The 21548-nt window shown below is 60.7% G+C and carries 22 protein-coding genes, 1 tRNA gene and 1 pseudogene; 13 read left to right on the top strand and 11 right to left on the bottom strand.

Annotation, left to right across the window (positions count from 1 at the left end):
* Positions 1–60: 60 nt before the first annotated feature.
* Both MUU55_RS01005 and MUU55_RS01000 read right to left on the bottom strand, forming a co-directional pair.
* A tRNA-Ser gene (locus MUU55_RS01005) sits at positions 61–150 on the bottom strand.
* A 75-nt stretch (positions 151–225) separates the two neighbouring features.
* Positions 226–702, bottom strand: a complete 477-nt coding sequence (locus MUU55_RS01000) for a tyrosine-type recombinase/integrase (RefSeq protein WP_367892193.1) — start codon at positions 700–702, stop codon at positions 226–228.
* 74 nt (positions 703–776) lie between these two features.
* Between MUU55_RS01000 and MUU55_RS00995 the strand changes: the two genes are divergently transcribed.
* Positions 777–1223 (top strand): hypothetical protein, encoded by a 447-nt coding sequence (locus MUU55_RS00995; protein ID WP_244758910.1) that lies wholly within the window; start codon positions 777–779, stop codon positions 1221–1223.
* A gap of 324 nt (positions 1224–1547) precedes the next feature.
* Here MUU55_RS00995 and MUU55_RS00990 read toward each other — a convergent pair whose 3' ends face one another.
* Entirely contained in the window at positions 1548–1832 is a 285-nt protein-coding gene (locus tag MUU55_RS00990) for a hypothetical protein (RefSeq protein ID WP_244758909.1), read from the bottom strand.
* A 60-nt stretch (positions 1833–1892) separates the two neighbouring features.
* Between MUU55_RS00990 and MUU55_RS00985 the strand changes: the two genes are divergently transcribed.
* Positions 1893–3644: a hypothetical protein gene (locus tag MUU55_RS00985; RefSeq protein ID WP_244758908.1), complete on the top strand. Its 1752-nt coding sequence runs from the start codon at positions 1893–1895 to the stop codon at positions 3642–3644.
* 197 nt (positions 3645–3841) lie between these two features.
* Here MUU55_RS00985 and MUU55_RS00980 read toward each other — a convergent pair whose 3' ends face one another.
* Positions 3842–4840: a calcium-binding protein gene (locus MUU55_RS00980; protein ID WP_244758907.1), complete on the bottom strand. Its 999-nt coding sequence runs from the start codon at positions 4838–4840 to the stop codon at positions 3842–3844.
* A 964-nt stretch (positions 4841–5804) separates the two neighbouring features.
* On the opposite strand from MUU55_RS00980, the gene MUU55_RS00975 reads away from it, so the two are divergent.
* The 8 genes from MUU55_RS00975 (at position 5805) to MUU55_RS00940 (ending at position 13602) form a co-directional block, all read left to right on the top strand.
* Positions 5805–6020, top strand: coding sequence for a hypothetical protein (locus tag MUU55_RS00975; RefSeq protein WP_244758906.1), 216 nt, complete (start codon positions 5805–5807; stop codon positions 6018–6020).
* 263 nt (positions 6021–6283) lie between these two features.
* Positions 6284–7261 (top strand): septal ring lytic transglycosylase RlpA family protein, encoded by a 978-nt coding sequence (locus MUU55_RS00970; RefSeq protein ID WP_244758905.1) that lies wholly within the window; start codon positions 6284–6286, stop codon positions 7259–7261.
* A 70-nt stretch (positions 7262–7331) separates the two neighbouring features.
* Entirely contained in the window at positions 7332–8495 is a 1164-nt protein-coding gene (locus MUU55_RS00965; protein ID WP_244758904.1) for a D-alanyl-D-alanine carboxypeptidase family protein, read from the top strand.
* A gap of 123 nt (positions 8496–8618) precedes the next feature.
* Positions 8619–9326, top strand: a complete 708-nt coding sequence (tmk, locus tag MUU55_RS00960) for a dTMP kinase (protein WP_244758903.1) — start codon at positions 8619–8621, stop codon at positions 9324–9326.
* Positions 9323–10354, top strand: coding sequence for a DNA polymerase III subunit delta' (locus MUU55_RS00955; protein WP_244758902.1), 1032 nt, complete (start codon positions 9323–9325; stop codon positions 10352–10354). The genes tmk and MUU55_RS00955 overlap by 4 nt, the downstream gene beginning before the upstream one ends.
* Positions 10355–10434: 80 nt before the next feature.
* Positions 10435–11985, top strand: a complete 1551-nt coding sequence (metG, locus tag MUU55_RS00950) for a methionine--tRNA ligase (protein WP_244758901.1) — start codon at positions 10435–10437, stop codon at positions 11983–11985.
* 7 nt (positions 11986–11992) lie between these two features.
* Positions 11993–12772 (top strand): TatD family hydrolase, encoded by a 780-nt coding sequence (locus MUU55_RS00945; RefSeq protein ID WP_244758900.1) that lies wholly within the window; start codon positions 11993–11995, stop codon positions 12770–12772.
* A gap of 2 nt (positions 12773–12774) precedes the next feature.
* Complete coding sequence (locus MUU55_RS00940) at positions 12775–13602, top strand: MBL fold metallo-hydrolase (RefSeq protein ID WP_244758899.1); 828 nt, start codon at positions 12775–12777, stop codon at positions 13600–13602.
* On the opposite strand, the gene MUU55_RS00935 is transcribed toward MUU55_RS00940, so the two are convergent.
* Complete coding sequence (locus tag MUU55_RS00935) at positions 13590–14534, bottom strand: phosphoribosylaminoimidazolesuccinocarboxamide synthase (RefSeq protein WP_244759836.1); 945 nt, start codon at positions 14532–14534, stop codon at positions 13590–13592. The genes MUU55_RS00940 and MUU55_RS00935 overlap by 13 nt on opposite strands.
* Before the next feature lie 233 nt (positions 14535–14767).
* Here MUU55_RS00935 and MUU55_RS00930 point away from each other — a divergent pair.
* From MUU55_RS00930 to MUU55_RS00920, 3 genes and pseudogenes are all read left to right on the top strand, one after another.
* A pseudogene (locus tag MUU55_RS00930) lies at positions 14768–15775 on the top strand (IS30 family transposase).
* A 180-nt stretch (positions 15776–15955) separates the two neighbouring features.
* Positions 15956–16483: a GNAT family N-acetyltransferase gene (locus MUU55_RS00925; protein WP_244758898.1), complete on the top strand. Its 528-nt coding sequence runs from the start codon at positions 15956–15958 to the stop codon at positions 16481–16483.
* Between the two features lie 188 nt (positions 16484–16671).
* A complete protein-coding gene (locus MUU55_RS00920; protein ID WP_244758897.1) occupies positions 16672–17094 on the top strand; it encodes a DUF4864 domain-containing protein in 423 nt (140 codons plus the stop codon).
* Positions 17095–17097: 3 nt separating this feature from the next.
* Here MUU55_RS00920 and tgt read toward each other — a convergent pair whose 3' ends face one another.
* From tgt to coaD, 6 genes are all read right to left on the bottom strand, one after another.
* Positions 17098–18228, bottom strand: a complete 1131-nt coding sequence (tgt, locus tag MUU55_RS00915) for a tRNA guanosine(34) transglycosylase Tgt (protein ID WP_244758896.1) — start codon at positions 18226–18228, stop codon at positions 17098–17100.
* On the bottom strand, positions 18225–19286 hold the full coding sequence (queA, locus tag MUU55_RS00910) for a tRNA preQ1(34) S-adenosylmethionine ribosyltransferase-isomerase QueA (protein WP_244758895.1): 1062 nt from the start codon (positions 19284–19286) through the stop codon (positions 18225–18227). The genes tgt and queA overlap by 4 nt, the downstream gene beginning before the upstream one ends.
* Positions 19287–19294: 8 nt before the next feature.
* Complete coding sequence (locus MUU55_RS00905) at positions 19295–19744, bottom strand: DMT family transporter (protein WP_244758894.1); 450 nt, start codon at positions 19742–19744, stop codon at positions 19295–19297.
* A gap of 77 nt (positions 19745–19821) precedes the next feature.
* Positions 19822–20337, bottom strand: a complete 516-nt coding sequence (locus MUU55_RS00900) for a peptidylprolyl isomerase (RefSeq protein ID WP_244758893.1) — start codon at positions 20335–20337, stop codon at positions 19822–19824.
* A gap of 79 nt (positions 20338–20416) precedes the next feature.
* Positions 20417–20983 carry a peptidylprolyl isomerase gene (locus MUU55_RS00895; RefSeq protein ID WP_244758892.1) on the bottom strand — a complete coding sequence of 189 codons (567 nt, stop codon included), beginning with the start codon at positions 20981–20983 and terminating at the stop codon, positions 20417–20419.
* Positions 20984–21018: 35 nt separating this feature from the next.
* A complete protein-coding gene (gene coaD / locus MUU55_RS00890) occupies positions 21019–21513 on the bottom strand; it encodes a pantetheine-phosphate adenylyltransferase (protein ID WP_244758891.1) in 495 nt (164 codons plus the stop codon).
* Positions 21514–21548 lie beyond the last annotated feature (35 nt).

The following is a 21548-nucleotide window of genomic DNA, read 5'->3' as shown; positions in this document are numbered from 1 at the left end:
AACGTTTTCGCCATAGCCAAACCCGGATTGGAGACAAGTTCCAATGGGCGGAGCGAAAATTGGCGGAAGAGGTGGGATTCGAACCCACGGTACGGTCTCCCGCACGCCGGTTTTCAAGACCGGTTCCTTAAACCACTCGGACACTCTTCCATGATTGATATGATTAAGAAATCTTTGGCTTCGAGATTTCCCAAAAACGGCGTTTGCTACCGCTTTGCTACCATATCATTCGCTCGCCGGCTTTTTAGCAGCTTTGATTGCCGCGTCAACTTGCTCTGCTGCATTCGCCTGCATTCCCGGGATGATGTGCGAATAGAGGTCGAGCGTGATCCCGATTGTCCGAATGCCCGAGCCGTTCGCTCGCGATTTCGGATGGACGCCGACGGCGAACAATTGCGTTGCGTGTGAGTGGCGAAGGTCATGAAAGCGAATTCGAGGGAGGTCGGTCTTCGCAAGGAGGTGCGTCCGTTCGTGTGTGAGAGAAACCGGTTTTAGCGGCGATCCATCGATTTGCGCGCCTACTAAAGAATTTTCTTCCGGTCGTATCCCGATTTTCAATTGCTCCTCAGGCTGGGCGAGGCGGTGACGCTTTAGTTCCTCGAGAACGGTCGATGAAAGCGCTATGGTACGTGCCTTTCCAGATTTCGTCTCTTTGTAGCGAGCCTCTGTTCCAACTTGCTCGGCGCTCCGGGTGAAAGCGATGACGGCCGATACGCCCTGGTACGGCTATCTCGCGCCGAAGAACGCAGATTGACGCAAGCATGCAGGACGAGCGGATGACCGAGGAGAAGACCATGGGCATTACCCGTGCACGAACGCTGGAATGGAATTTGAATACGGTCATCCAGCTCATCACCCTCGTCGGTATGTGTGTCGGCGGGGTCGCCATCTGGATCGACAAGAGCCGCGATATCGAGGATCTGCAGACTTGGCGGACGGGCCACGAGCAAGTCCACAAGGAACGGCTCGTCGAAGTCAAGGCTGGTGAGGCGCGCTCGGAAGAGCGGTTTCGCAGCCTGGAGGCTGATACCCGCAAGGCGGTTTCCCAGATCGAGAACCTTGCCTACCGCGTCACGGCGACTGAGCAGTCTACCACATCAACGGCGGTCACCATCCGGGATCTCCAGAACCTCGTCAGTCAGCAGGCGGGCGATATCAAGGTCGTTCGCGAAATTCTTCAGCGCATCGACGCCGGACAGCAAGAACGGCACATCCGGCCCTAGGGACTCATGAACCTTTGACCATTTTTTGACGATAAATGCTGCTCGCTCAATCTAAGCTTGTGTGCCTATTGCCGTCGTGGAATGGTCGGATCTTCGGTCATTAGGAGTGATTGCAATGGCGGCAAATGTTTACAGCATCCCCTCGTTTGTAGACGCTGCCTCTGCAGTAATCCCGTCGACAACCAACCGGATTTTGGTTGAGTCTTACGATGTTGCAATCTCGGCAAAAAACGACGCAGCGTACTACAAACGGGTACCTAGCGAACCGAGCCACTCTCTCAAGTTCCAGAACGGAGGGTGGTGGGAAATCGCCGAACCTGAGATCTATTTGGCGATGGCCGGTGCTCGCGGTAATTGGGATCCGGCCACCAGAACGGGCACCAACGATACCATATCCATCCAGGCTGCGTTCGACGCTGCAGTTGCATTAAACTGCAATCTGCGCACTGGTGTGGTGTATTCTATCATCTGGGCGAACTGAACTATCCGGGTGGCCTTCGGATTTTCGGCAGTAGCCGCCTCACCAGCCAGTTCTATATCGAGATCGACAACACCATGGCAGGTGCTCGCATTGAGGCTCGACATGTCCGTATTGAGGACGTTGGCCATATCATTCACCTAACAGGTGCGCTCGGCCCTGATGATGGCGAGTTCGGCTCAGGCGTCACTATGAGCCGCTATTTCACCGACGGTGTGCCAATCGATACACGTGGCATTGTCGTACGTCGCATGGGCTTCTATGTCGCTCCAGGAACACCGAACCTGCCCGCGCATGGGTTCAATGGCATCGGCCGTGTCGCAGAGGTGGACGCCGAAGATATCGAGGTGATCGGCTTTGCCGGTGCGGCGCTTCATTTCCATTGGGGCGCCGATGGAATTGGCGTCGAAAACCCGATTGACGCGACTTACCACCCAAACAAGATTTCGGTTCGGAATGTCAAAGCGGTCGGCTGCGGACGGCTTTTCACGTTCTCGTCCAATTACGACGTCAGTGCGAGCGGTCTACGCGGCATCAACTGCAAGCGGCTCGGTGAACTCATCCCCGGGGACGAAACCAACTTCTATTCGAATGCGGACGACAAGCCTCTGGTCGGTGGCGTGATCCATATCTCTGACTTCCTGCTTTCAGGGGCTTCCTTAGTGAATAACATCGCCGCGTTGCGGATTGCGTCAATCGGAACTAGCCGAGCGGACGACGATCCGGAAACCGGCCTCGGCACTCGTCGGCTACTCAACTGGAGGAGCGTAATCATTGAGAACGGGAAGATCGCCGGGGCCGACAACGTCTTTCGTGGGATCGACCTCACGGGCGCTGTTGGCACTATCACGTTGCGCAATATCGATTGTTCGGAAGTGGCACGCTCAACCACGGGCCTTCGCCTGGCCGATAATCGCGGAAACATCATAGTCGATAACGTCACAGTCGGTTCGGCTACGGGCATCGATTGGGTGCGTTCGTGGGGCGTGCGCTGCATCAACATGGATGCCACGATGAGAGATCGTTCCGGGCTTGCGGGTGACCTGACAGGCTTGGCCGTAACCGGAACTGAGTACACCACCACCCTCAGCGCCACGAAAAACTCAGGTGACACTTCGATTTCGCTTGTCGCTGCTCTCGGAGCGGTCCTAAGCCCAGGCGATACCATTTTGGTAGGCGGTCACAATGTGAAGGTTGCCGGCACGCGCCAGATCCGAGCCACAGAGACTGCCGTTCCCATCGATGCGGCAACCTGGACTGCCTCCTCCGGCGCTACAGTCTATGTCGATCAGCGCTCAGTGCCCAAATTCCACGGGAAAATTGCGCTCTACGATTTCGGGGCGTCGCTTACCGGGTGCAAGGGAGTCGAGATTTCGGGATCCGAGTTCATCGACATCGCCAAACAGGGTGTGACGGGCGCCCCGAAAGGCGGATTCATATCGAATAATCGTTTTGTGCGCGGAGGGCAGTATCGCCTAACGGATGCGGCTTACGCCAGCCGAAACGTACTGCTCGTTGCTGGGGCCGAGAGCGTCACGCTGCGAGATAATGATTTCGGAATCAATGCTACGTATATCGATATATTGGTTCAAACAAGCACGGACAGTGGCAATCTCCGCATCAAAGACAATGCCTTGGGGGCGTCAATAAATGCCGAGGTGTCCTTTGCGACACAGAGCAACGCCCGCCTAGATGCTTCTCAGTTCAACGAGTTCTCCGGGAACTATCGTAAGGACGGCGGCCCGATCAGTGGTCCCACTGCGTGGTACGAAATCCTGAACAACGGCATCGTCCGCTACCATGGCACCGCAGCGCCAACCCGTGGCTTCCATCGTGCTGGCTCGGAGTGGTTTAATACCACTCCCACAGTCGGCCAGCCGGCTGGCGGCATGTGCACAGTTTCGGGCACACCTGGCACTTGGGCGAGCAAGGGTAACCTATAGTTCAGCTTAGAAATTCTGAGCTTTGGCCGCCGACAACCATGCAGCGTCTGATCTCGAAGTAAGAGGCCCCGAGGGATCGGGGCCGTTTTTTTGTTTTTGGTCGGGCTCGGGGGGGAAGCTTAGCCCGCCGCCGTCACAAACCAGCCTTGCTTGTGTTTGTTCCTCAGAGCGAGTTGACGATCGGCGCTGGCCGAACTCTACAGGATGAAATCGCCCTTGACGAGATCGATTGTCTTGTCGAGGCGAAGCGCGAAATCGGCCTTGCCGTCGCCATCCACGTCGCCGGAGACGAAGGTGTCGCCGCTCTTGTGGAAGTAGCGAAGCTCGCCGGCCTTGTCAGAAAACGCCTTCTCGCCGATGAAGGTGAAGGCATCGTTCTTGCTCGTGGCGGTGCGGGCGTCGATGGCAGACAGGTCGATCTTGTCGCCCTGCGATCGGCTGAAATCGGTTATGAAGTCACGGCCCGAAGCGCCAACAGTCGATTCACCGATCGATTTGAAAATGAACTGATCTGCGCCTTTGCCGCCGGTCAGGCGATCGGCGCCAATGTTTCCGCGCAGCACGTCGTTACCGGAACCGCCGTCTAGGATGTCATTGCCTTTACCGCCGTTTATATTGTCATTGCCTGCGCCGCCCCAGATCGAATTCGTGCCGGCATCACCTGTTAGAACGTCGTTTCCGCGGCCGAGGATGATCGCCTCAATCGAATAGAAGTATTGCAGGTCGCCATCAGAGGCTTTGACCGTGCCTATTTTTTCACCGTTCATTTTGATCGTGAGATTGCCAGCGTAGGCGAAGTAATCGAGCGTATCCCAGCCGTCATCGCCGTACATGATATCTTCACCGGGCGAATAGATGAAGCGGTCGTCGCCACCCCGCCCGAAGAATGTGTTTGCGCCGGAATCACCAGTGGCCACATCGCTGCCGTTGCCGAGAATGACCGCCTCGATGGAGTAAAGATATTTCGTATCGCCGAGAGAGCCGATAGCGGCGCCACGCCCCCCGCCGGCGAGCTTTACCGTCACGTCGCCGATGTAATGATAGTAGGACATCGTGTCCCAGCCATCACCTCCGTAGACCAGGTCGTTCCCCTTGCTCCAGACGAACTTGTCATCGCCACCCAGCCCTTTGTAGATGTCGATGGCGTCGGTGCCATAGAGGAGGTCGTTTGACGCGGTACCGGTAATTTTTGCCATGGAGAGAAGAGCTTTCGTTCGAAGACGAAAGACTAATTAGGCCCAAAGAGTAAATGTGTGAACCAAACACGCCGGGTTAATAGGAGTTAGGCTTAACGCCCTGCGAAGGCCGGCTTTATTGCGGAGCTTGAAATCGAGGGCGTGAAGATCAGGCTTATACCGGAGCACACGGTATCCGCAGACGCGGAGGCACCTGTTTTCCGGAAGGGCCGGGGCTTCCTATGAGAAGGCAGACGCGAACGGCGCGCGTATGTTCCCGGCCTGTGTAGATTGATGAGCCCGGTACATCCGCGGGGCTCAACTGCATACGACAGTCAAACGATTTCATCTAATGGCAAGGCGCTCAACCAATCTTGAGAGCCAGTGCTGCCCCATGCCAATTCCTAAATGGGCGATCGAACCGAGGACCATCGGAGGACCAACCGTTTTTGGCGGACCTTGTTCGTCTCTTTTCCTCGCTCCTGACTATCTCACCCAGTCCGGGAAGCGCGTAGCCAAGAGATTTCGGAACCCTGACTTTGCCTATGGCCATTGTTTCTTGTTCTAGCAGGTCGTCTAAATTCTCCCGGACGAAAGCAGAAGCAAATGGGCCGCCCGCGGGCAGGGGGTGAGGACCGCAGGGGCCTTGATATCACCGTACTTTGCGGAACAAAGTGTAATTAACCGGGGACGGCGCAACCGAATCTCAAGACCGGTTCCTTAAACCACTCGGACACTCTTCCATTGAGAGGCGGTGTTTTCCTGGTTTCGGAAAAGCCGCAGAACCGCGCTTTCGGTTCATCATCTCGATGTCGCGGCTCTTTACCAGCTCTGATCGTATCGTCAAAGAGGGATGCCGCTATTTAGAGGCGTCGGTGACCCATTGCAACTTTTCCCGACTTGTTGCTGACGCATTGTACTCGTAGCTTCACGATGCACCCTAAAGCAATCTCGCCGGATGGATGCAAACAGGGGAGGCAGCAGTATGGACGTGCTTCGAGACCCCACGCATATCGGCATGTTCGAACCTCAGGATCTTGATATTCTGCAGGGTGTTTTTGTCCGATTGACCTCCATTCAATCGCCGATGTTCGACGAGATGCGGGCGCGTGCGCTCGCGCGGTCGATCATCACGCTGTACCGCCATGGTGTACGTGACCCGGAACAGTTGTTCGATGTCCTGCAGGTGCGGGCGTCCTGACGACGTTCCTCTCATCGCAGGCAGGCGCTTCCCGGCCGTCCCGCCATGAATTAACCAAGCGGAAACCATAAATCACTGAAGATGGCCTTCGGATTCCCATTCATTCGCAATTTTGCCATGTTACTGGCATGATTAACGTACTGTTATTTACTGAGTGGCATTGACGGCCAACTTGCAGGGGCAAGGCAGTTGGCTGGCGCACCGTCGGGGACAATAGCGGCGTGGGACATAATACTATCTCGAAGAATGCAACTCGGTTCGGCATGGGCTTGAGGTTGCTGACTATTCCGTTGGTCTGCGCCGGCCTCGCCGCCTGCGCGACGACCACCCCAGCTCCGAAGAAAAAGGTCCGCAGCAAGGAATTTTTCTCCGAGTCCGAATACGGCGTGAAGGCAAGCCCGCGCGTCGTCGAGGAAGGGCAGGCCGTGCCGAAGGGCGGCGGTCGCTACCAGCTCGGCAAGGCCTATCAGGTCCGCGGCAAGTGGTATAAGCCGAAAGAGGAGCCGGGTTACAACAAGACCGGTCTTGCCTCTTGGTACGGCTCGGCGTTCCATGGCCGCCGCACGGCCAATGGCGAGATTTACGATCGCTACCATCTTTCCGCCGCTCATCCGACGTTCCCGCTTCCCAGCTATGCGCGGGTCACCAATATGGAGAACGGCACGTCTGTCATCGTGCGTGTCAACGATCGTGGTCCGTTCCATGAGGGGCGTGTCATCGACGTTTCGTCCAAAACGGCCGACCTGCTCGACATGAAACGCACGGGCACGGCCAAGGTGCGCGTGCAGTATGTCGGCAAGGCCCCGCTGGAGGGTAACGACACGCCCTATCTCATGGCGTCCTATGTCACGAAAGGATCGCGTGTTCCCGTCGTCGATCCGGGCGGCCAGATCGCAACGGGCGTGATGGTGGCTTCCGCCGACAGCCGGTCCCTGCCGGGCGTCGGGGCGGAGGAGAACGTTCTGAAGGTACCGAATCAAAGCACCATGACGGCGCTTAACGAGACGCAGGCCGCTTCGGGGGCGTTCGAGGCGATGGAGCAGCAGTTCGTGCTGCTCCCGGAAATCGGTCCGTTGCCGATCGAGCGGCCGAACCACGTGCCGCAGCTTTCTGCCGAGCCGAGCTATGCGGCCGCCTATGCGGACGAACGCGTGCGCGACGCCGCCGGGGCCTTCGATGCCATTCTTACACTGGATGGACAACTGACGCCGCTCTCTGCGCTTCCCGACAACGCAGGCTGATGGCCTGCGGCATCACATCCGTTTGCGCAATGCCTGCGGCTGTGGGAGTGTGACGACATCCGGAGTCGCCATGCATCGCCGCCTGTTCGCTTTTCTCATTGTCTTTCTGTCCACGCTCAACGCGGCGCATGCCCAGTCGGCAGCGCCGCAGGCGGGTTTCGACGTCAAGGCCAGACAGGTCTACCTGATCGAGGCCGAGACCGGCACGGTGCTTTTTGCCCGTGCGGAGGACGAGGTGGTGCCGGCCGCCTCTCTCGCCAAGCTGATGACGATGGCGACGGTCTTCAAGGCGCTCGCCAGCGGCGATATCACGCTCGAAACGCAATATCCCGTCACCGAACATGCCTGGCGCACCGGCGGCGCACCGTCACGCACATCCACCATGTTTGCGGCGTTGAAATCCAATGTGCGGGTGGAGGATCTGGTTCGCGGCGTGACGGTGCAGTTCGCCAATGACGCCTGCATCATCCTGGCCGAAGGGATGGCCGGCTCGGAAACCGCTTTCGTCGAACGCATGAACAGCCAAGCGCGGGAGCTCGGCCTCTCCAAATCCACCTTCGCCAACGCGACCGGTCTGCCGAACCCCGGCAACAGGGTGACGATGCGCGAAATGGTGTTGCTTGCCCGGCATCTGCAGACGACTTATCCGGAGCGCATGGGCTATTTCGTCGAGCCGGAATTCGAGTGGAACAAGATCAAGCAGCGCAACCGCAATCCGCTCCTGGCGCTCAATATCGGCGTGACGGGCTTCGTCACCGGATTTTCCGAGGAGGGCGGCTATTCCATCGTAGCTTCCGTCAACCGTGACGGTAAACATCTGCTGCTCGCCATGGGGGGCATGGAAAGCGACAAGGCGCGTGTCGAGGAGTCGCGGCGCATCATCGAATGGGCGCTTTCCTCGTTCGAGCGGCGCACGTTGTTCAAGCAGGGCGAGGCGATCGCCGATGCATCCGTCTATGGCGGCGATGCTTCGACGGTGCCGCTCGTCGCCGGCGAACAGGTCGACGTGTTCCTGCCCAAGGACAACTCGCAGCGGCTGGTGGCGCGGGTCGTCTATACCTGGCCGGTGCGCGCACCGGTCGAGCCGGACAAGGCCGTCGGAACGTTGAAGATTTGGAACGACAAGCAATTGCTGCGCGAGGTGCCGGTGAAAACGGCTGGCACGGTGGGCGAGGGGACCTTGCGCGCCCGCGCGCTGGACGCACTGATCGAGCTCTTCTTCTTCTGGATCTGACTTGCCTGGGCGGTAGCGGGCGGGGCGAACCGAAAAGCGTTTCGCCGGCCCAAAACATCGGCTAGTAGTGATCCGACTCGTCTCCGCCTTGGCGGATATCGTGGGAAGGGCCGCACGCGGTCGATGGAACGGAAACACGATTTGGCAGCCGCACCCGGTTTGTTTGTCACGTTTGAAGGCGGCGAAGGCGCCGGAAAGTCGACCCAGATCCGGCTTCTGGCAGAAACGTTGCGTGAGCGCGGCCTTGCCGTGCTGATGACGCGGGAGCCCGGCGGCTCCAGGGGCGCGGAAGCCGTGCGCCATGTACTCCTTTCGGGGGCCGCCGAAGCCTATGGCATCCGCATGGAAGCCATTCTTTTCGCGGCTGCACGCAGCGACCATGTCGAGCAGGTCATCCGCCCGGCGCTTGCAGCCGGCACGGTGGTGCTCTGCGACCGCTTCATGGATTCGTCGCGTGTTTATCAGGGCATAACGGGCAATCTCGAACAGCCGTTCGTCGAAGCGCTCGAGCGCGTGGCGATCAACGGCGTGACGCCTGACTCGACCATCATCTTCGACCTTCCCGCCGCCACCGGCCTGGAGCGCGCGCGACAGCGCAGTGTCGGCCCGGGCGAAAGCGAGCAGCCCGATCGCTTCGAGAAGGAAGAGCTGGAGACACACGAGAAGCGCCGCGAGGCCTTTCTCGATATCGCCGAGCGCGAGCCGCTGCGCTGCCGCGTGGTGGATGCGACATTGACGCCGGAAGCGATTGCCGCGCAGGTGCTCGCCATCGTCGAACCACTGTTGCCCATCCACGCACATGGCCACCCCGATCCGGAGCAGGTCTCGTGAGCGAGGATCGTCCCGGCATTCTCGATGGCGCCGTGCATCCGGCCGAGCAGACAAAGCTGTTCGGCCACGCCGAGGCGCAGGATTTTCTTGCTCGCTCCTACCGTTCCGGCAAAGGGCATCACGCCATTCTGATCGAAGGACCGGAAGGCATCGGCAAGGCGACGCTCGCTTTCCGATTCGCCAACCATGTGCTGCACAATCCCGAACCTGCGGAGGCGCCGGAACAGATCGCTGACCCGTCGCCCGCTTCGCCAATCACCCGCCAGCTCGCCGCCGGCGCTTCGCACAATCTGCTGCACCTGACGCGTCCGGTCGATGAGAAGAGCGGCAAGGTGAAGGCGGCGATCACGGTGGACGAGGTGCGCAAGGCCGGAAAATTCCTGGCACAGACGTCCGGCACGGACAACTGGCGCATCGTCATCATCGATCCCGCCGACGACCTCAACCGCAACGCCGCCAACGCTATCCTGAAGATCCTCGAGGAGCCGCCGAAACGCTCGCTCTTCCTCGTCTTGACCCACGCACCGGGAAAGCTGCTGCCGACGATCCGTTCACGCTGCCTGCCGCTCGCCTTGTCGCCGCTTTCGCAAGACGATCTTGCCGCAGCGCTGGACAGCCTCGGGGCGACGCCGAGCGGGCCGCGGGCCGGGGAGGTGCTCTCCGCGGCCCACGGCAGCGTCTCCGAAGCGCTGAAGCTGACCAACTACGGCGGCTTCGACATCGTTGAAGCATTCCGCACCATCGTGGAATCGCCCGCCGACCCGCCGCGACGTGACGTGCACAAGCTTGCCGATGTGCTGTCCGCCAAGGACAGCGACACGGTGTTTTCGTTCTTCTGCCAGCACGCCAGCGACTTCGTGACCGACAGGGCGCGTGCGGCGGCCGTTGCCGGTGACATGTCCCGCGCCGACCGTCTCGCCCAGCTAACCTCGCAGCTCGGGGAGCGCATCGCCATCGCCCAGGGCTACAACCTCGATCGCAAGCAGACGATCATCACCGTGCTCGACGACATCAGGGCCTCGCTTTAAGTCAACTTGCTGTTTCCCTCTGCGCTCGCATGGTCTAATACCTTGCGGCATTGCACAACCGAAGACAGAACGCACCCGCCATGACCGATACGAACCGCTTCTACATCACGACCGCCATTTCCTATCCGAACGGCAAGCCACATATCGGCCACGCCTATGAGCTGATCGCGACGGATGCCATGGCGCGTTACCAGCGGCTCGACGGGAAAGACGTGTTCTTCCTGACCGGCACGGACGAGCATGGTCAGAAGATGCAGCAGACGGCGCGCAAGGAAGGCATCACGCCGCGTGAGCTGGCCGACAGAAATTCTGCGGAATTCAAGCAGATGGCCGTTCTTCTTAATGCGTCTAACGATGATTTCATCCGCACGACCGAAGAGCGCCACTACGAGGCCTGCGCCGAAATCTGGCGCCGCATGGAAGCCAATGGCGACATTTACAAGGGTGGTTATGCCGGCTGGTACTCCGTGCGCGACGAGGCTTACTACCAGGAAAACGAGACGGAGAAGCGCGACGACGGTGTGCGCTATGGTCCGCAGGGCACGCCCGTCGAGTGGGTCGAGGAGGAGAGCTACTTCTTCAAGCTCTCCGCCTACCAGGACAGGCTTCTGAAGCACTACGAGGACAACCCTGACTTCATCGGCCCGGCCGAACGCCGCAACGAAGTCGTCTCCTTTGTCAAATCGGGCCTGAAGGACCTCTCGGTCTCGCGCACGACCTTCGACTGGGGCATTCCGGTTCCCGGCGATCCGGCCCATGTCATGTATGTCTGGGTCGACGCGCTGACGAATTACGTTACCGCGACCGGCTACCTCACCGACCCCGAGGGGCCGCGCGCAAAATACTGGCCGGCGAACATCCATATCATCGGCAAGGACATCATCCGCTTCCATGCCGTCTACTGGCCGGCGTTCCTGATGTCGGCAGGTGTGCCGCTGCCGGAACGCGTCTTCGCCCATGGCTTCCTGCTCAACAAGGGCGAGAAGATGTCGAAGTCGCTCGGCAACGTGGTCGATCCGGTCAATCTGGTGAAACATTTCGGCCTCGACCCGATCCGCTACTTCTTCCTGCGCGAAGTCTCCTTCGGCCAGGACGGCAGCTACAGCGAAGAGGGCATTGCAACCCGCATCAACTCCGATCTGGCAAACGGCATCGGCAACCTCGCCAGCCGTTCGCTGTCGATGATCGTGAAGAACTGCGACGGCAAGGTGCCCGACTGCGGCGATCTCTCGGATGCCGACCGCGCGATGCTGGCCTCGGTCGACGCGCTGCACGCCATCACCCGCGAGGAAATGGGCAAGCAGCAGATTCACAAGGCGTTGGCAGCGATCATCGCGGTCGTCTCGGAAGCCGACCGCTATTTCGCAGGCGAGGCGCCGTGGGCACTGAAGAAGACCGACCCCGTGCGCATGGGCACCGTGCTCTATGTGACGGCGGAGGTGGTGCGTCAGATCGCAATCCTGCTGCAGCCCTACATGCCGCAGTCGAGCCGCAAGCTGCTCGATCTCGTCGCTGCGCCGGTCGAAAAGCGTGACTTTTTCGCCCTCGGCGAAGCGGGCCGCCTTGTTGCCGGCACGCCGCTCGAGGCCCCGACGCCGGTCTTCCCGCGCTACGTCGCGCCCGAGGCTTGATGCCGCGATGCTGATCGACACCCATTGCCATCTGGATTTTCCGGATTTTGCAGTTGAACGTGACGACATCGTCGCGCGCGCACACGCGGCCGGCGTCAAGCAGATGATCACCATCTCCACGCGGGTGAAAAAGTTCCCGGATATCCTGGCGATCGCCGAGAGCTATCCCTCGGTGTTCTGCTCGGTTGGAACCCATCCGCACAATGCGGATGAGGAACTGGACGTCACCGTCGACGAACTTGTGGCGCTTTCGCAGCATCCGCGCGTCGTGGCGATCGGGGAGGCGGGCCTTGATTATTTCTACGACAATGCGCCGCGCGACGCCCAGGCCATCGGCCTGCGCAACCACATCGCCGCCGCCCGGCAAACCGGCCTGCCGCTGGTGATTCATAGCCGTTCCGCGGATGAGGACATGGCGGCGATCCTGACCGAGGAGACGGGGAAGGGCGCCTTCCCCTTCCTGCTGCACTGTTTCTCCTCCGGCCCGGAGCTTGCCCGTATCGGCGTGGAGCTTGGCGGTTACGTTTCCTTCTCCGGCATCCTGACTTTCCCGAAGTCCGAGGAGTTGCGCGAGATCGCAAAGACCGTGCCGCCGGAGCGCATGCTGGTCGAGACCGACGCGCCGTACCTTGCGCCCAAGCCCTTCAGGGGCAAGCGCAACGAACCGGCCTATGTCGCGCATACGGCGGCAGTCCTTGCCGAAACGATGGGTGTCACCGTCGAGGAGATCGCCCTAATCACCACGGAAAACGCCTTCCGCATTTTCTCGAAGATGCCGCAGGTCTAGCCGTGGTCTACAGGCGGCGCTTCACCATTCTCGGCTGCGGTTCCTCGCCCGGCACGCCGCGCATCACCGGCGACTGGGGCGCCTGCGATCCGACCAACCCGAAAAATCGCCGCACACGCGCCGCCTTCCTCGTGGAACAGTTCGGGCCCGATGGCGTGACGACAGTCGTCATCGATACGGGGCCGGATTTTCGCATGCAGATGATTGCGGCCGGCGTCGATGACATCGACGCGGTATTCTACACCCATCCCCATGCCGACCATATTCACGGCATTGACGATATCAGAGGGTTCGTGCTGCAGAACCACCGGCAGGTGCCGATCTGGGCCGATACGCCGACGATGGAGCGCATCCGCGAAGGTTTCGGTTACTGCCTGAGGACGCCCGAAGGCAGCCAATATCCGCCGATCGTGACCGAGAACCTGATCGAACCCCGGGATGCGCCGGTGACGATCCATGGGCGAGGGGGTTCCATAACCTTCCAGCCGCATCTCCAGGTCCACGGCTCGATCCATTCGCTGGGTTTCCGCATCGGCGATGTCGCCTATTGCAGCGACGTGAGCGACTTTCCGGAAGAAACCGTGCCGAGGCTGCTGAATCTCGACGTTCTGATCGTCGATGCGCTGCAGTATCGCTTCCACTCGAGCCACCTGTCGCTCAGTCAGGCGCTGGATTGGATCGAGCGGCTGAAACCGGCACGCGCCATCCTGACCCACATGCATGTACCGCTCGACTACGACACCGTGCAAAAGGAAACGCCGGATCATGTCGAACCGGCGTTTGATGGTCTTCGCTTCGAGATCGAGCTTTCGGACGATCAGGCGAAATAGGGTCTCAGATTTTCACGAATACGCTCCAGCACCGTTGCACCGGACAGATCCGGCGTGAAGGTCTTGCCAGTGATCTGCTCATAGGCCTGGATATAGACCTTGGAGGTCTGCTCGACGAGATCGCGCGGGATTTCAGGAATGGCATCCTTGTAGGGATCGCAGCGCTCGGTGACCCAGGCACGCACGAAATCCTTGTCGAAACTCGCCGGGCGACCGCCTTCAGCAAAGCTCTTCTCATAGCTCTCGGCGATCCAGTAGCGGCTCGAATCCGGCGTGTGGATCTCGTCGGCCAGCACGATGCGGCCGTCCTTGTCCGTGCCGAATTCGTATTTGGTGTCGACGAGGATCAGTCCGCGTTCGGCCGCACGGGCCTGGCCGCGTGCAAACAGCGCCAGTGCATATCGGGACACCGTTTCCCATTGCTCGGCCGTCAGCAGGCCTTGCTCGAGGATTTCCTGACCGGACAGCGGTTCGTCATGGCCGCCATCGAAGGCCTTGCTGGTCGGGGTGATGATCGGCGCGGGCAGCTTTTCATTGTCGCGCAGGCCGTCCGGCAGCGTGATGCCGTACATGTCGCGCTCGCCCTTACGGTACTTGGTGAGGATCGAGGTGCTGGTGGTGCCGGCGAGATAGCCGCGCACGACGATTTCGACCGGCAGGATATCGAGCCGCGTGCCGATGACGACATTCGGGTCCGGATAGGACCGGACATGGTTCGGGCAGATATCGGCGGTTTCCTCGAACCAGTAGCGCGCCGTCTGCGTCAGCACTTCACCCTTGAAGGGAATGGCCGTCAGGATGACATCAAATGCGCTGAGGCGGTCGGTCGCGATGATGACGCGGCTGCCGTCCGGAAGATCATAATTCTCACGCACCTTGCCATTGTAGCGGTTCGGCAATTCCGGGATATGGGCGTCGGAGAGAATGCGCAGATCGCTCATCGTGGCTGGCTTTCGCTGTTGGTTCCATCTGCCGTTTCGCTTACGGCTGCGGGCGGTTCCGGGTCAAGGTACAAACCGGATTTCCAGCGCCTTTCAGGGGTTTTCACACCATGGATAGTTCCATAATCTATCTTATGTGATATATTATATTATAACGGTGGGTTCAAGGATGAAGTGCGACTTGCGAAGGATGCCAATGGGTTATCAGTCGCAAGGACGCTATCATGAAACGCACCTCCCATCTTGATTTGAATGAACGCCGCAGGATCGCCCGCTGGCGCCACGCCGGCCTGAGTATCGATATCATCGCGGAGAAACTTGGACGTCATCGCTCGACGATCTTCCGCGAGGTTCGGCGCAACGACTATATCGACAAGGAATGGCCTGATCTCAGCGGCTATCATTGCACGACGGCGCATGACATGGCGTGTGAGCGTCGTGCCAAGCTGAGGAAGCTTGCCCGCTTCTCGCATGTCCGCCAATCCGTCATTGAGCGGATCGTGCACGGCTGGTCGCCGCAACAGATCGCCGGTCGGATGCGGCTGGAGCGCCATCCGATCTCGGTCAGCCACGAAACGATCTACAAGTTTGCCTATTCGGTCGACGGACATGCCATCAAGCTCTGGAAACATCTGCCGGAACATCGTGCGCGACGCCGGCCGCGGCATGCGAGGCGCCGGCATGGCTAGCGCTTCAGCCCGGATCTCAACATCCTGCGCCGCCCGGACGTGGTCGCCGATCGCAGGCAGTTCGGCCATTGGGAATGCGACCTGATCCAGTTCCGCCAGAAGTTTGGAAAAGCGAATGTGACGTCGCTGGTCGAGCGGGTCAGTCGCTTTGCCGTTCTCTTTCGCAACAACGACCGGCAGTCGCGCCCGATCATGGAGCGTCTCATCGGCGTGCTGCAGGCCCTGCCCCATCGCGCGCGGCGGTCGATCACCTTCGATCGTGGCACAGAGTTCACCGACTGGCCCTACCTCCAGGCTGGCATCGGCTCCGCGACGTGGTTCTGCGACCCGCAATCACCCTGGCAGAAGGGCACCGTCGAGAACACGAACGGACGGGCCAGGAAATGGCTTTCGAGGGATATCGATCCGCTCTTGATCAGCGACCAGGACCTGAAGGACATCTGCGACCGGCTGAACACGACGCCACGCAAGTGCCTCGGCTACAAGACACCGGCCGAGGTCTTCCGCAAGAAGCTGCTCGCGCAGATGCGATCGGGAGGATAGGATCAACGAGCCTGCAAGTCGCGCCTCGGCTTGAGCTCACACAAAGTTACCCCCTCGTCCTGCCGTTATAGCAGCGTGATTTTACCGACAGGAAATCGCTGGCCGGTGTCGACTATGGCGAATGATCCATAGTAGCTTGCCGCTCCCTCTACCTTTCCGGCGTTTTCCAGCGATACCGAAATGACCGACATCCCCGTGCTTGAAACCGACCGCCTTATCCTGCGCGGTTTTCAACTTGACGATCTTGATGCCATGACCGCCATGTGGGCCTTGCCCGAGACCGTGCGTTATATCGGCGGCGTGCCGCTGACGCGCGAACAATCCTGGACCCGTCTGCTTCGTCATATCGGCATGTGGACAGTCATGGGCTTTGGCTTCTGGGCCATCACCGACAAGGCCACGGGCTATCTCATCGGCGAAGCCGGGTTTCACGAAATGCGCCGGGCGATGACGCCGAGCATCGAGAACACGATGGAGGCCGGCTGGGGCCTGCTGCCGGAGAAACACGGCCGCGGTTACGCCAGCGAAGCCCTCGAGGCAATGTGGATCTGGGCGGCGGCGAACCATCCCGATATGCCGATCACCTGCATCATCGATCCGCAAAACACCGCGTCGTTGAGCCTTGCCATGCGGCACGGTTTTCGATCCTTCGCGCGGTCGGCCTATCAGGATTCCGACATTGTCGTCCTGCGCAAGGCCACCTCCTGAAGAGGCCGCCACTCACCCGGCATCGCAAGAGTGCGCTACTTATTCAAAGAATTAAATAAATAGAATAACAGTATGTTTTATATGCGTTTATCTCGCTAAATATCTCTTTGAATTTTCGAACTGATGGCCGGCAGCCATAGGCTACTTCATGTGTTACTCTAACATCCGTTGAAACGGGAGTGTGCGCCATGAGATTGCCTGCCGCCGTGTTTCTCTGCTTCCTGATACCGATAGTCTGGCTGCCCAAAGCCCGCGCGGAAGAGCCCGTGGATACGGCGCAAGCCATCATCCAGAGCCAGATCGGCGCCTTTCTGAACGACGATGCGAAGACAGCATACTCTTTTGCCTCGCCCACCATCCGCGGCAAGTTCCCCAACGAGGCCGCCTTCTTCGACATGGTGAAGAAGGGCTATGCGCCGGTCTACCGGCCGGGCAATTTCGCCTTCGGCCGCTCCAGGGTGGAGGGTGACATGGTGGTGCAGGAGGTGCTGATTTCAGGGCCCGACGGCAAGGACTGGACGGCACTCTACCAACTCCTGAAGCAGCCTGATGGCAGCTACAAGATCAACGGCGTGCACATGGTGCGCGCCGCTCCCGGTCCTGAAATCTGAGCCTCAGAGAGGGGCGAGATCGCCCCTCGCCCATTCTTCCTGCGTCTCCGCCATGAAATCGGCGAAGCGGCCTTCCTCGATCGCCTTGCGGATGCCGGCCATCAGGTCCTGGTAGTAGGACAGGTTGTTCCAGGTCAGCAGCATGCCGCCGAGGGATTCGTTGGCGCGGATGAGGTGATGCAGGTAGGCGCGCGAGTAGTCGCGGGCGGCCGGGCAGGTCGATTGCTCGTCAAGCGGGCGCATGTCTTCCGCATGGCGGGCATTGCGCAGGTTGATGCGGCCGCGGCGGGTGAAGGCCAAGCCGTGGCGGCCGGAGCGGGTCGGCATCACGCAATCGAACATGTCGACGCCGCGCGCGACGGATTTCAGCATGTCGTCCGGTGTACCGACGCCCATCAGGTAACGCGGCTTTTCGAAGGGCATATGCGGGATGACCGTATCGATCATGTCGAGCATGACCGCCTGCGGTTCGCCTACGGCCAGGCCGCCGATGGCATAGCCCTTGAGGTTCAGCTCGGCGAGCGCCTGTGCGGAGCGCACGCGCAAATGCGGGATATCGCCGCCCTGCACGATGCCGAACATCGCCTTGCCGGGCTGATCGCCGAAGGCCACCTTGCAGCGCTCGGCCCAGCGCAGCGACATTTCCATGGCGCGCTCGATTTCCTTGGGCGACGCCGGCAGCGCCACGCATTCGTCGAGCTGCATCTGGATATCGCTGTCGAGCAGGCCCTGGATTTCGATGGAACGCTCCGGCGACATGTGGTGCAGCGCGCCGTCAACATGGCTCTTGAAGGTCACGCCCTGCTCGTCGAGTTTGCGCAGGCCGGAGAGCGACATGACCTGGAAGCCGCCCGAGTCCGTAAGGATCGGGTGTGGCCAGCGGATGAGTTCGTGGAGACCACCGAGACGGGCAACGCGCTCCGGGCCGGGGCGCAGCATCAGGTGATAAGTATTGCCAAGGATGATGTCGGCGCCGAGTTCGCGCACCTGGTCGAGATACATCGCCTTGACCGTGCCGACCGTGCCGACGGGCATGAAGGCCGGCGTGCGGATGGTGCCGCGCGGCATGGAAACCTCGCCGCGGCGGGCCTTGCCATCGGTGGCGAGAAGCTTGAACTGGAAGGTTTCGGTCATCGGTGGTCCCGGAAAAGCAGGCTGGAGTCGCCGTAGGAATAGAAGCGGTAGCCGGTCGCGATGGCATGGGCATAGGCGCCGCGCATCGTCTCGAGGCCGGAAAAGGCCGAGACGAGCATGAACAGCGTCGATTTCGGCAGGTGGAAATTGGTCATCAGGATATCGGCCGTGCGGAAGCGGTAGCCGGGTGTGATGAAGATGCCCGTCGCCCCAGACCACGGCTTGATCGTGCCGTCTTCATCGGCGGCACTTTCGAGCAGGCGAAGTGAGGTCGTGCCGACGGAGACGATGCGCCCGCCCCTCGCCTTTACTGCGTTGAGCGCGGCGGCGGTCTCTTCGGAAACGTAGCCGATCTCCTCGTGCATGACGTGTTCGGTCGTGTCGTCGGCCTTGACCGGCAGGAAGGTGCCGGCACCGACATGCAGCGTCACGAAATGCCGCTCCACGCCGAGCGCATCGAGCTTTTCGAACAGCGCATCGGTGAAGTGCAGGCCGGCCGTGGGGGCTGCGACGGCGCCTTCCTCGCGGGCATAGATCGTCTGGTAGTCCTTGCGGTCCAGCTCGTCTTCGGCGCGCTTGGAGGCGATATAGGGTGGCAGCGGGATATGGCCGACCGTGGCGATGGCGCGGTCGAGTTCCGGCCCGGAGGCATCGAAATGCAGGGTGACTTCGCCACCCTCGCCTTTCTGCTCGATGGTCGCCGAGAGATCGGCGCCGAAGGTGATGCGGTCACCAAGCTTGATTCGTTTGCCCGGCTTGGCAAAGGCCTTCCAGCGGTCGCCGGCGATGCGCATGTGCAGCGTGGCCGACACCTTCTGGCCACCCGCGCCCTCGCGATGGCGAATGCCTTCGAGCTGTGCGGGAATGACGCGCGTGTCGTTGAAGACGAGCGCGTCGCCTGCCCTGAGTAGCGACGGCAGGTCGCCGACGGTGTGATCTTGATAGAGCGCAGCATTGCCCGGCTGCACGACGAGCAGCTTTGCCGCCTCGCGCGGGCTCACCGGGCGAAGCGCGATATTGTCTTCCGGCAGATCGAAATCGAAGAGGTCGACTCGCATGGCAGGCCTCAGAGAAAGCGGATCATCAGCGCGCCGGCGACGAGCAGGATGGCGCCGCCAATGCGGCCGACGGAGATTTCACGCACGGCCATGCCGAGAAAGCCGATGCGATCCAGCAGGATACCGGCCAGCAGCTGGCCAGAGACCGCAAAGGCCATGACGGCGGCCGCACCGATGCGCGGCGTCAGGAAGATGGCGGTGGTGACATAGACCGTGCCGAGCGCGCCGCCGGCGATATAAAGCCAGAGGTCCGGCCCGCGCCAGTCCGGCGAGCGGCCTTCGAAGGTCGAGGTGGCCGCAACGACCAGGGCCAGGATGATGGCGCCCGACAGGAACGAGACGCAGGCGGCGGCCACCGGCATGCTCAGGCCGCGGCCGAGCATGGCATTGATGGGAGCCTGAATTGCGATGCACGCGCCGGCCGCGATGGCGAGCAGCGCCCAGAGGAAAGCAGCCATAGTGCCGGTCCTTGAAAAGCGCACAAAGAAAAACCGCGCCCGCCGAAACGGACGCGGTCGAAATCGACGGCGTTCTATCAGGCCGCTACGTCGGCGGCAACCTTGAACGACACGATGGTGTCGGGATCGCGCACCGGCTCGCCGCGCTTGATCTTGTCGATGTTTTCCATGCCTTCGATGACCTGGCCCCAGACCGAATACTGCTTGTTCAGCCAGGGCGCATCGGTGAAGCAGATGAAGAACTGCGAGTTGGCGGAGTTCGGCATCTGGCTGCGGGCCATGGAGCAGGTGCCGCGCACATGGTTCATGTTGGAGAATTCAGCCTTCAGGTCCGGCTTTTCGGAGCCGCCCATGCCGGCGCGGGCCGGGTTGAAGTCCTTGCCGCCGGTCTTGCCGTACTGCACGTCGCCCGTCTGGGCCATGAAGTCCTCGATGACGCGGTGGAAGACGACGCCGTCATAGGCGCCTTCGCGTGCCAGTTCCTTGATGCGCGCGACGTGGCCCGGTGCGAGATCCGGAAGCAGCTGGATGACCACCTTGCCCTTGGTGGTTTCCATGATGACGGTGTTTTCCGGATCCTTGATCTCGGCCATGGTGTCTCTCCTTTAAGGTGTGATGCAAAAGGTGTGTCGCCGTTCTGCGATTACAACGGGCGACACACCAAAAAGTGGATTATTTGCCGACGGTGACCTTCACCATGCGGTCGGGGTCCGTCACCGAGCCGTTGTTGGCATCGTCGCCGAGCTTGATCTTGTCGACATTCTCCATGCCGGAAACGACCTTGCCGACGACGGTGTACTGGCCGTTCAGGAAGTCGCCGGGGGCGAACATGATGAAGAACTGCGAATTGGCGGAATTCGGGTCCTGCGCGCGAGCCATGCCGACCGTGCCGCGCTCGAACGGCATTTCGGAAAATTCCGCCGGAAGATCCGGCTGGCTGGAGCCACCCGTACCGGCTGCGCCGGCCTGGTAGCCATCGGCCATGTCGCCATACTGCACGTCGCCGGTCTGGGCCATGAAGCCCTTGATCACGCGGTGGAAGGCGACATTGTCATACTCGCCGGCGGCGGCCAGCGCCTTGATACGCTCGGCATGCTTCGGCGCCTTGTCGTTCAGCTCGATGACGACGGGGCCGTCCTTCAGCTGGATCGTGATGAAATCGGCAGCCTGAGCGACGAAGGCGCTCGTGGTGGTTGCCAGGAACAGGGCTCCTGCGAAGGCGGTACGGAGGATGTTCATGATAGCTCCCTTGTAGGGTTCAGGATGATTGGGCTTCAGCCCTTCTGGCGGGCCTTGAGGGCCGCGAAGACGGGCGCCGGCACGAATGCGCTGACATCGCCGCCCATGGCCGCGATCTGGCGGACCAATGTGGCGGTAATGGGCCGCGAGGCGACGCCGGCAGGCAGGAAGACGGTCTGCACGTCTGGCGCCATCTGGCGGTTCATGCCAGCCATCTGCATTTCATAGTCGAGATCCGTGCCGTCGCGCAGGCCCCGAATGAGGAGGCTTGCCTTGTGGCTGCGGGCCGCATCGACCACCAGATTGGAGAAGGAGACGACGCTCACGTCCCCTGCCCGCTCCGGCAAGGCCTCGGCGATGGAGAGACGGATCAGCTCGGCGCGTTCTTCAAAAGAAAACAGCGGTGTCTTGCCGGGATGGATCCCGATCGCGACAATCACCTTGGGCGAGACGTTAAGCGCCTGCACGAGCACATCGATATGGCCGTTGGTGATCGGATCGAAAGAGCCAGGATAGAAGGCGACTGTCATCGGCGAGGTCCCGTTTGCCGCCTTGTGTCATGGAC

Origin of the sequence: Shinella curvata (assembly GCF_022899935.1) — a bacterium.
Taxonomy (GTDB): domain Bacteria; phylum Pseudomonadota; class Alphaproteobacteria; order Rhizobiales; family Rhizobiaceae; genus Shinella; species Shinella curvata.
The sequence above is the reverse complement of the archived record's forward strand: the minus strand, read 5'-3'. Positions and strand labels throughout refer to the sequence as shown.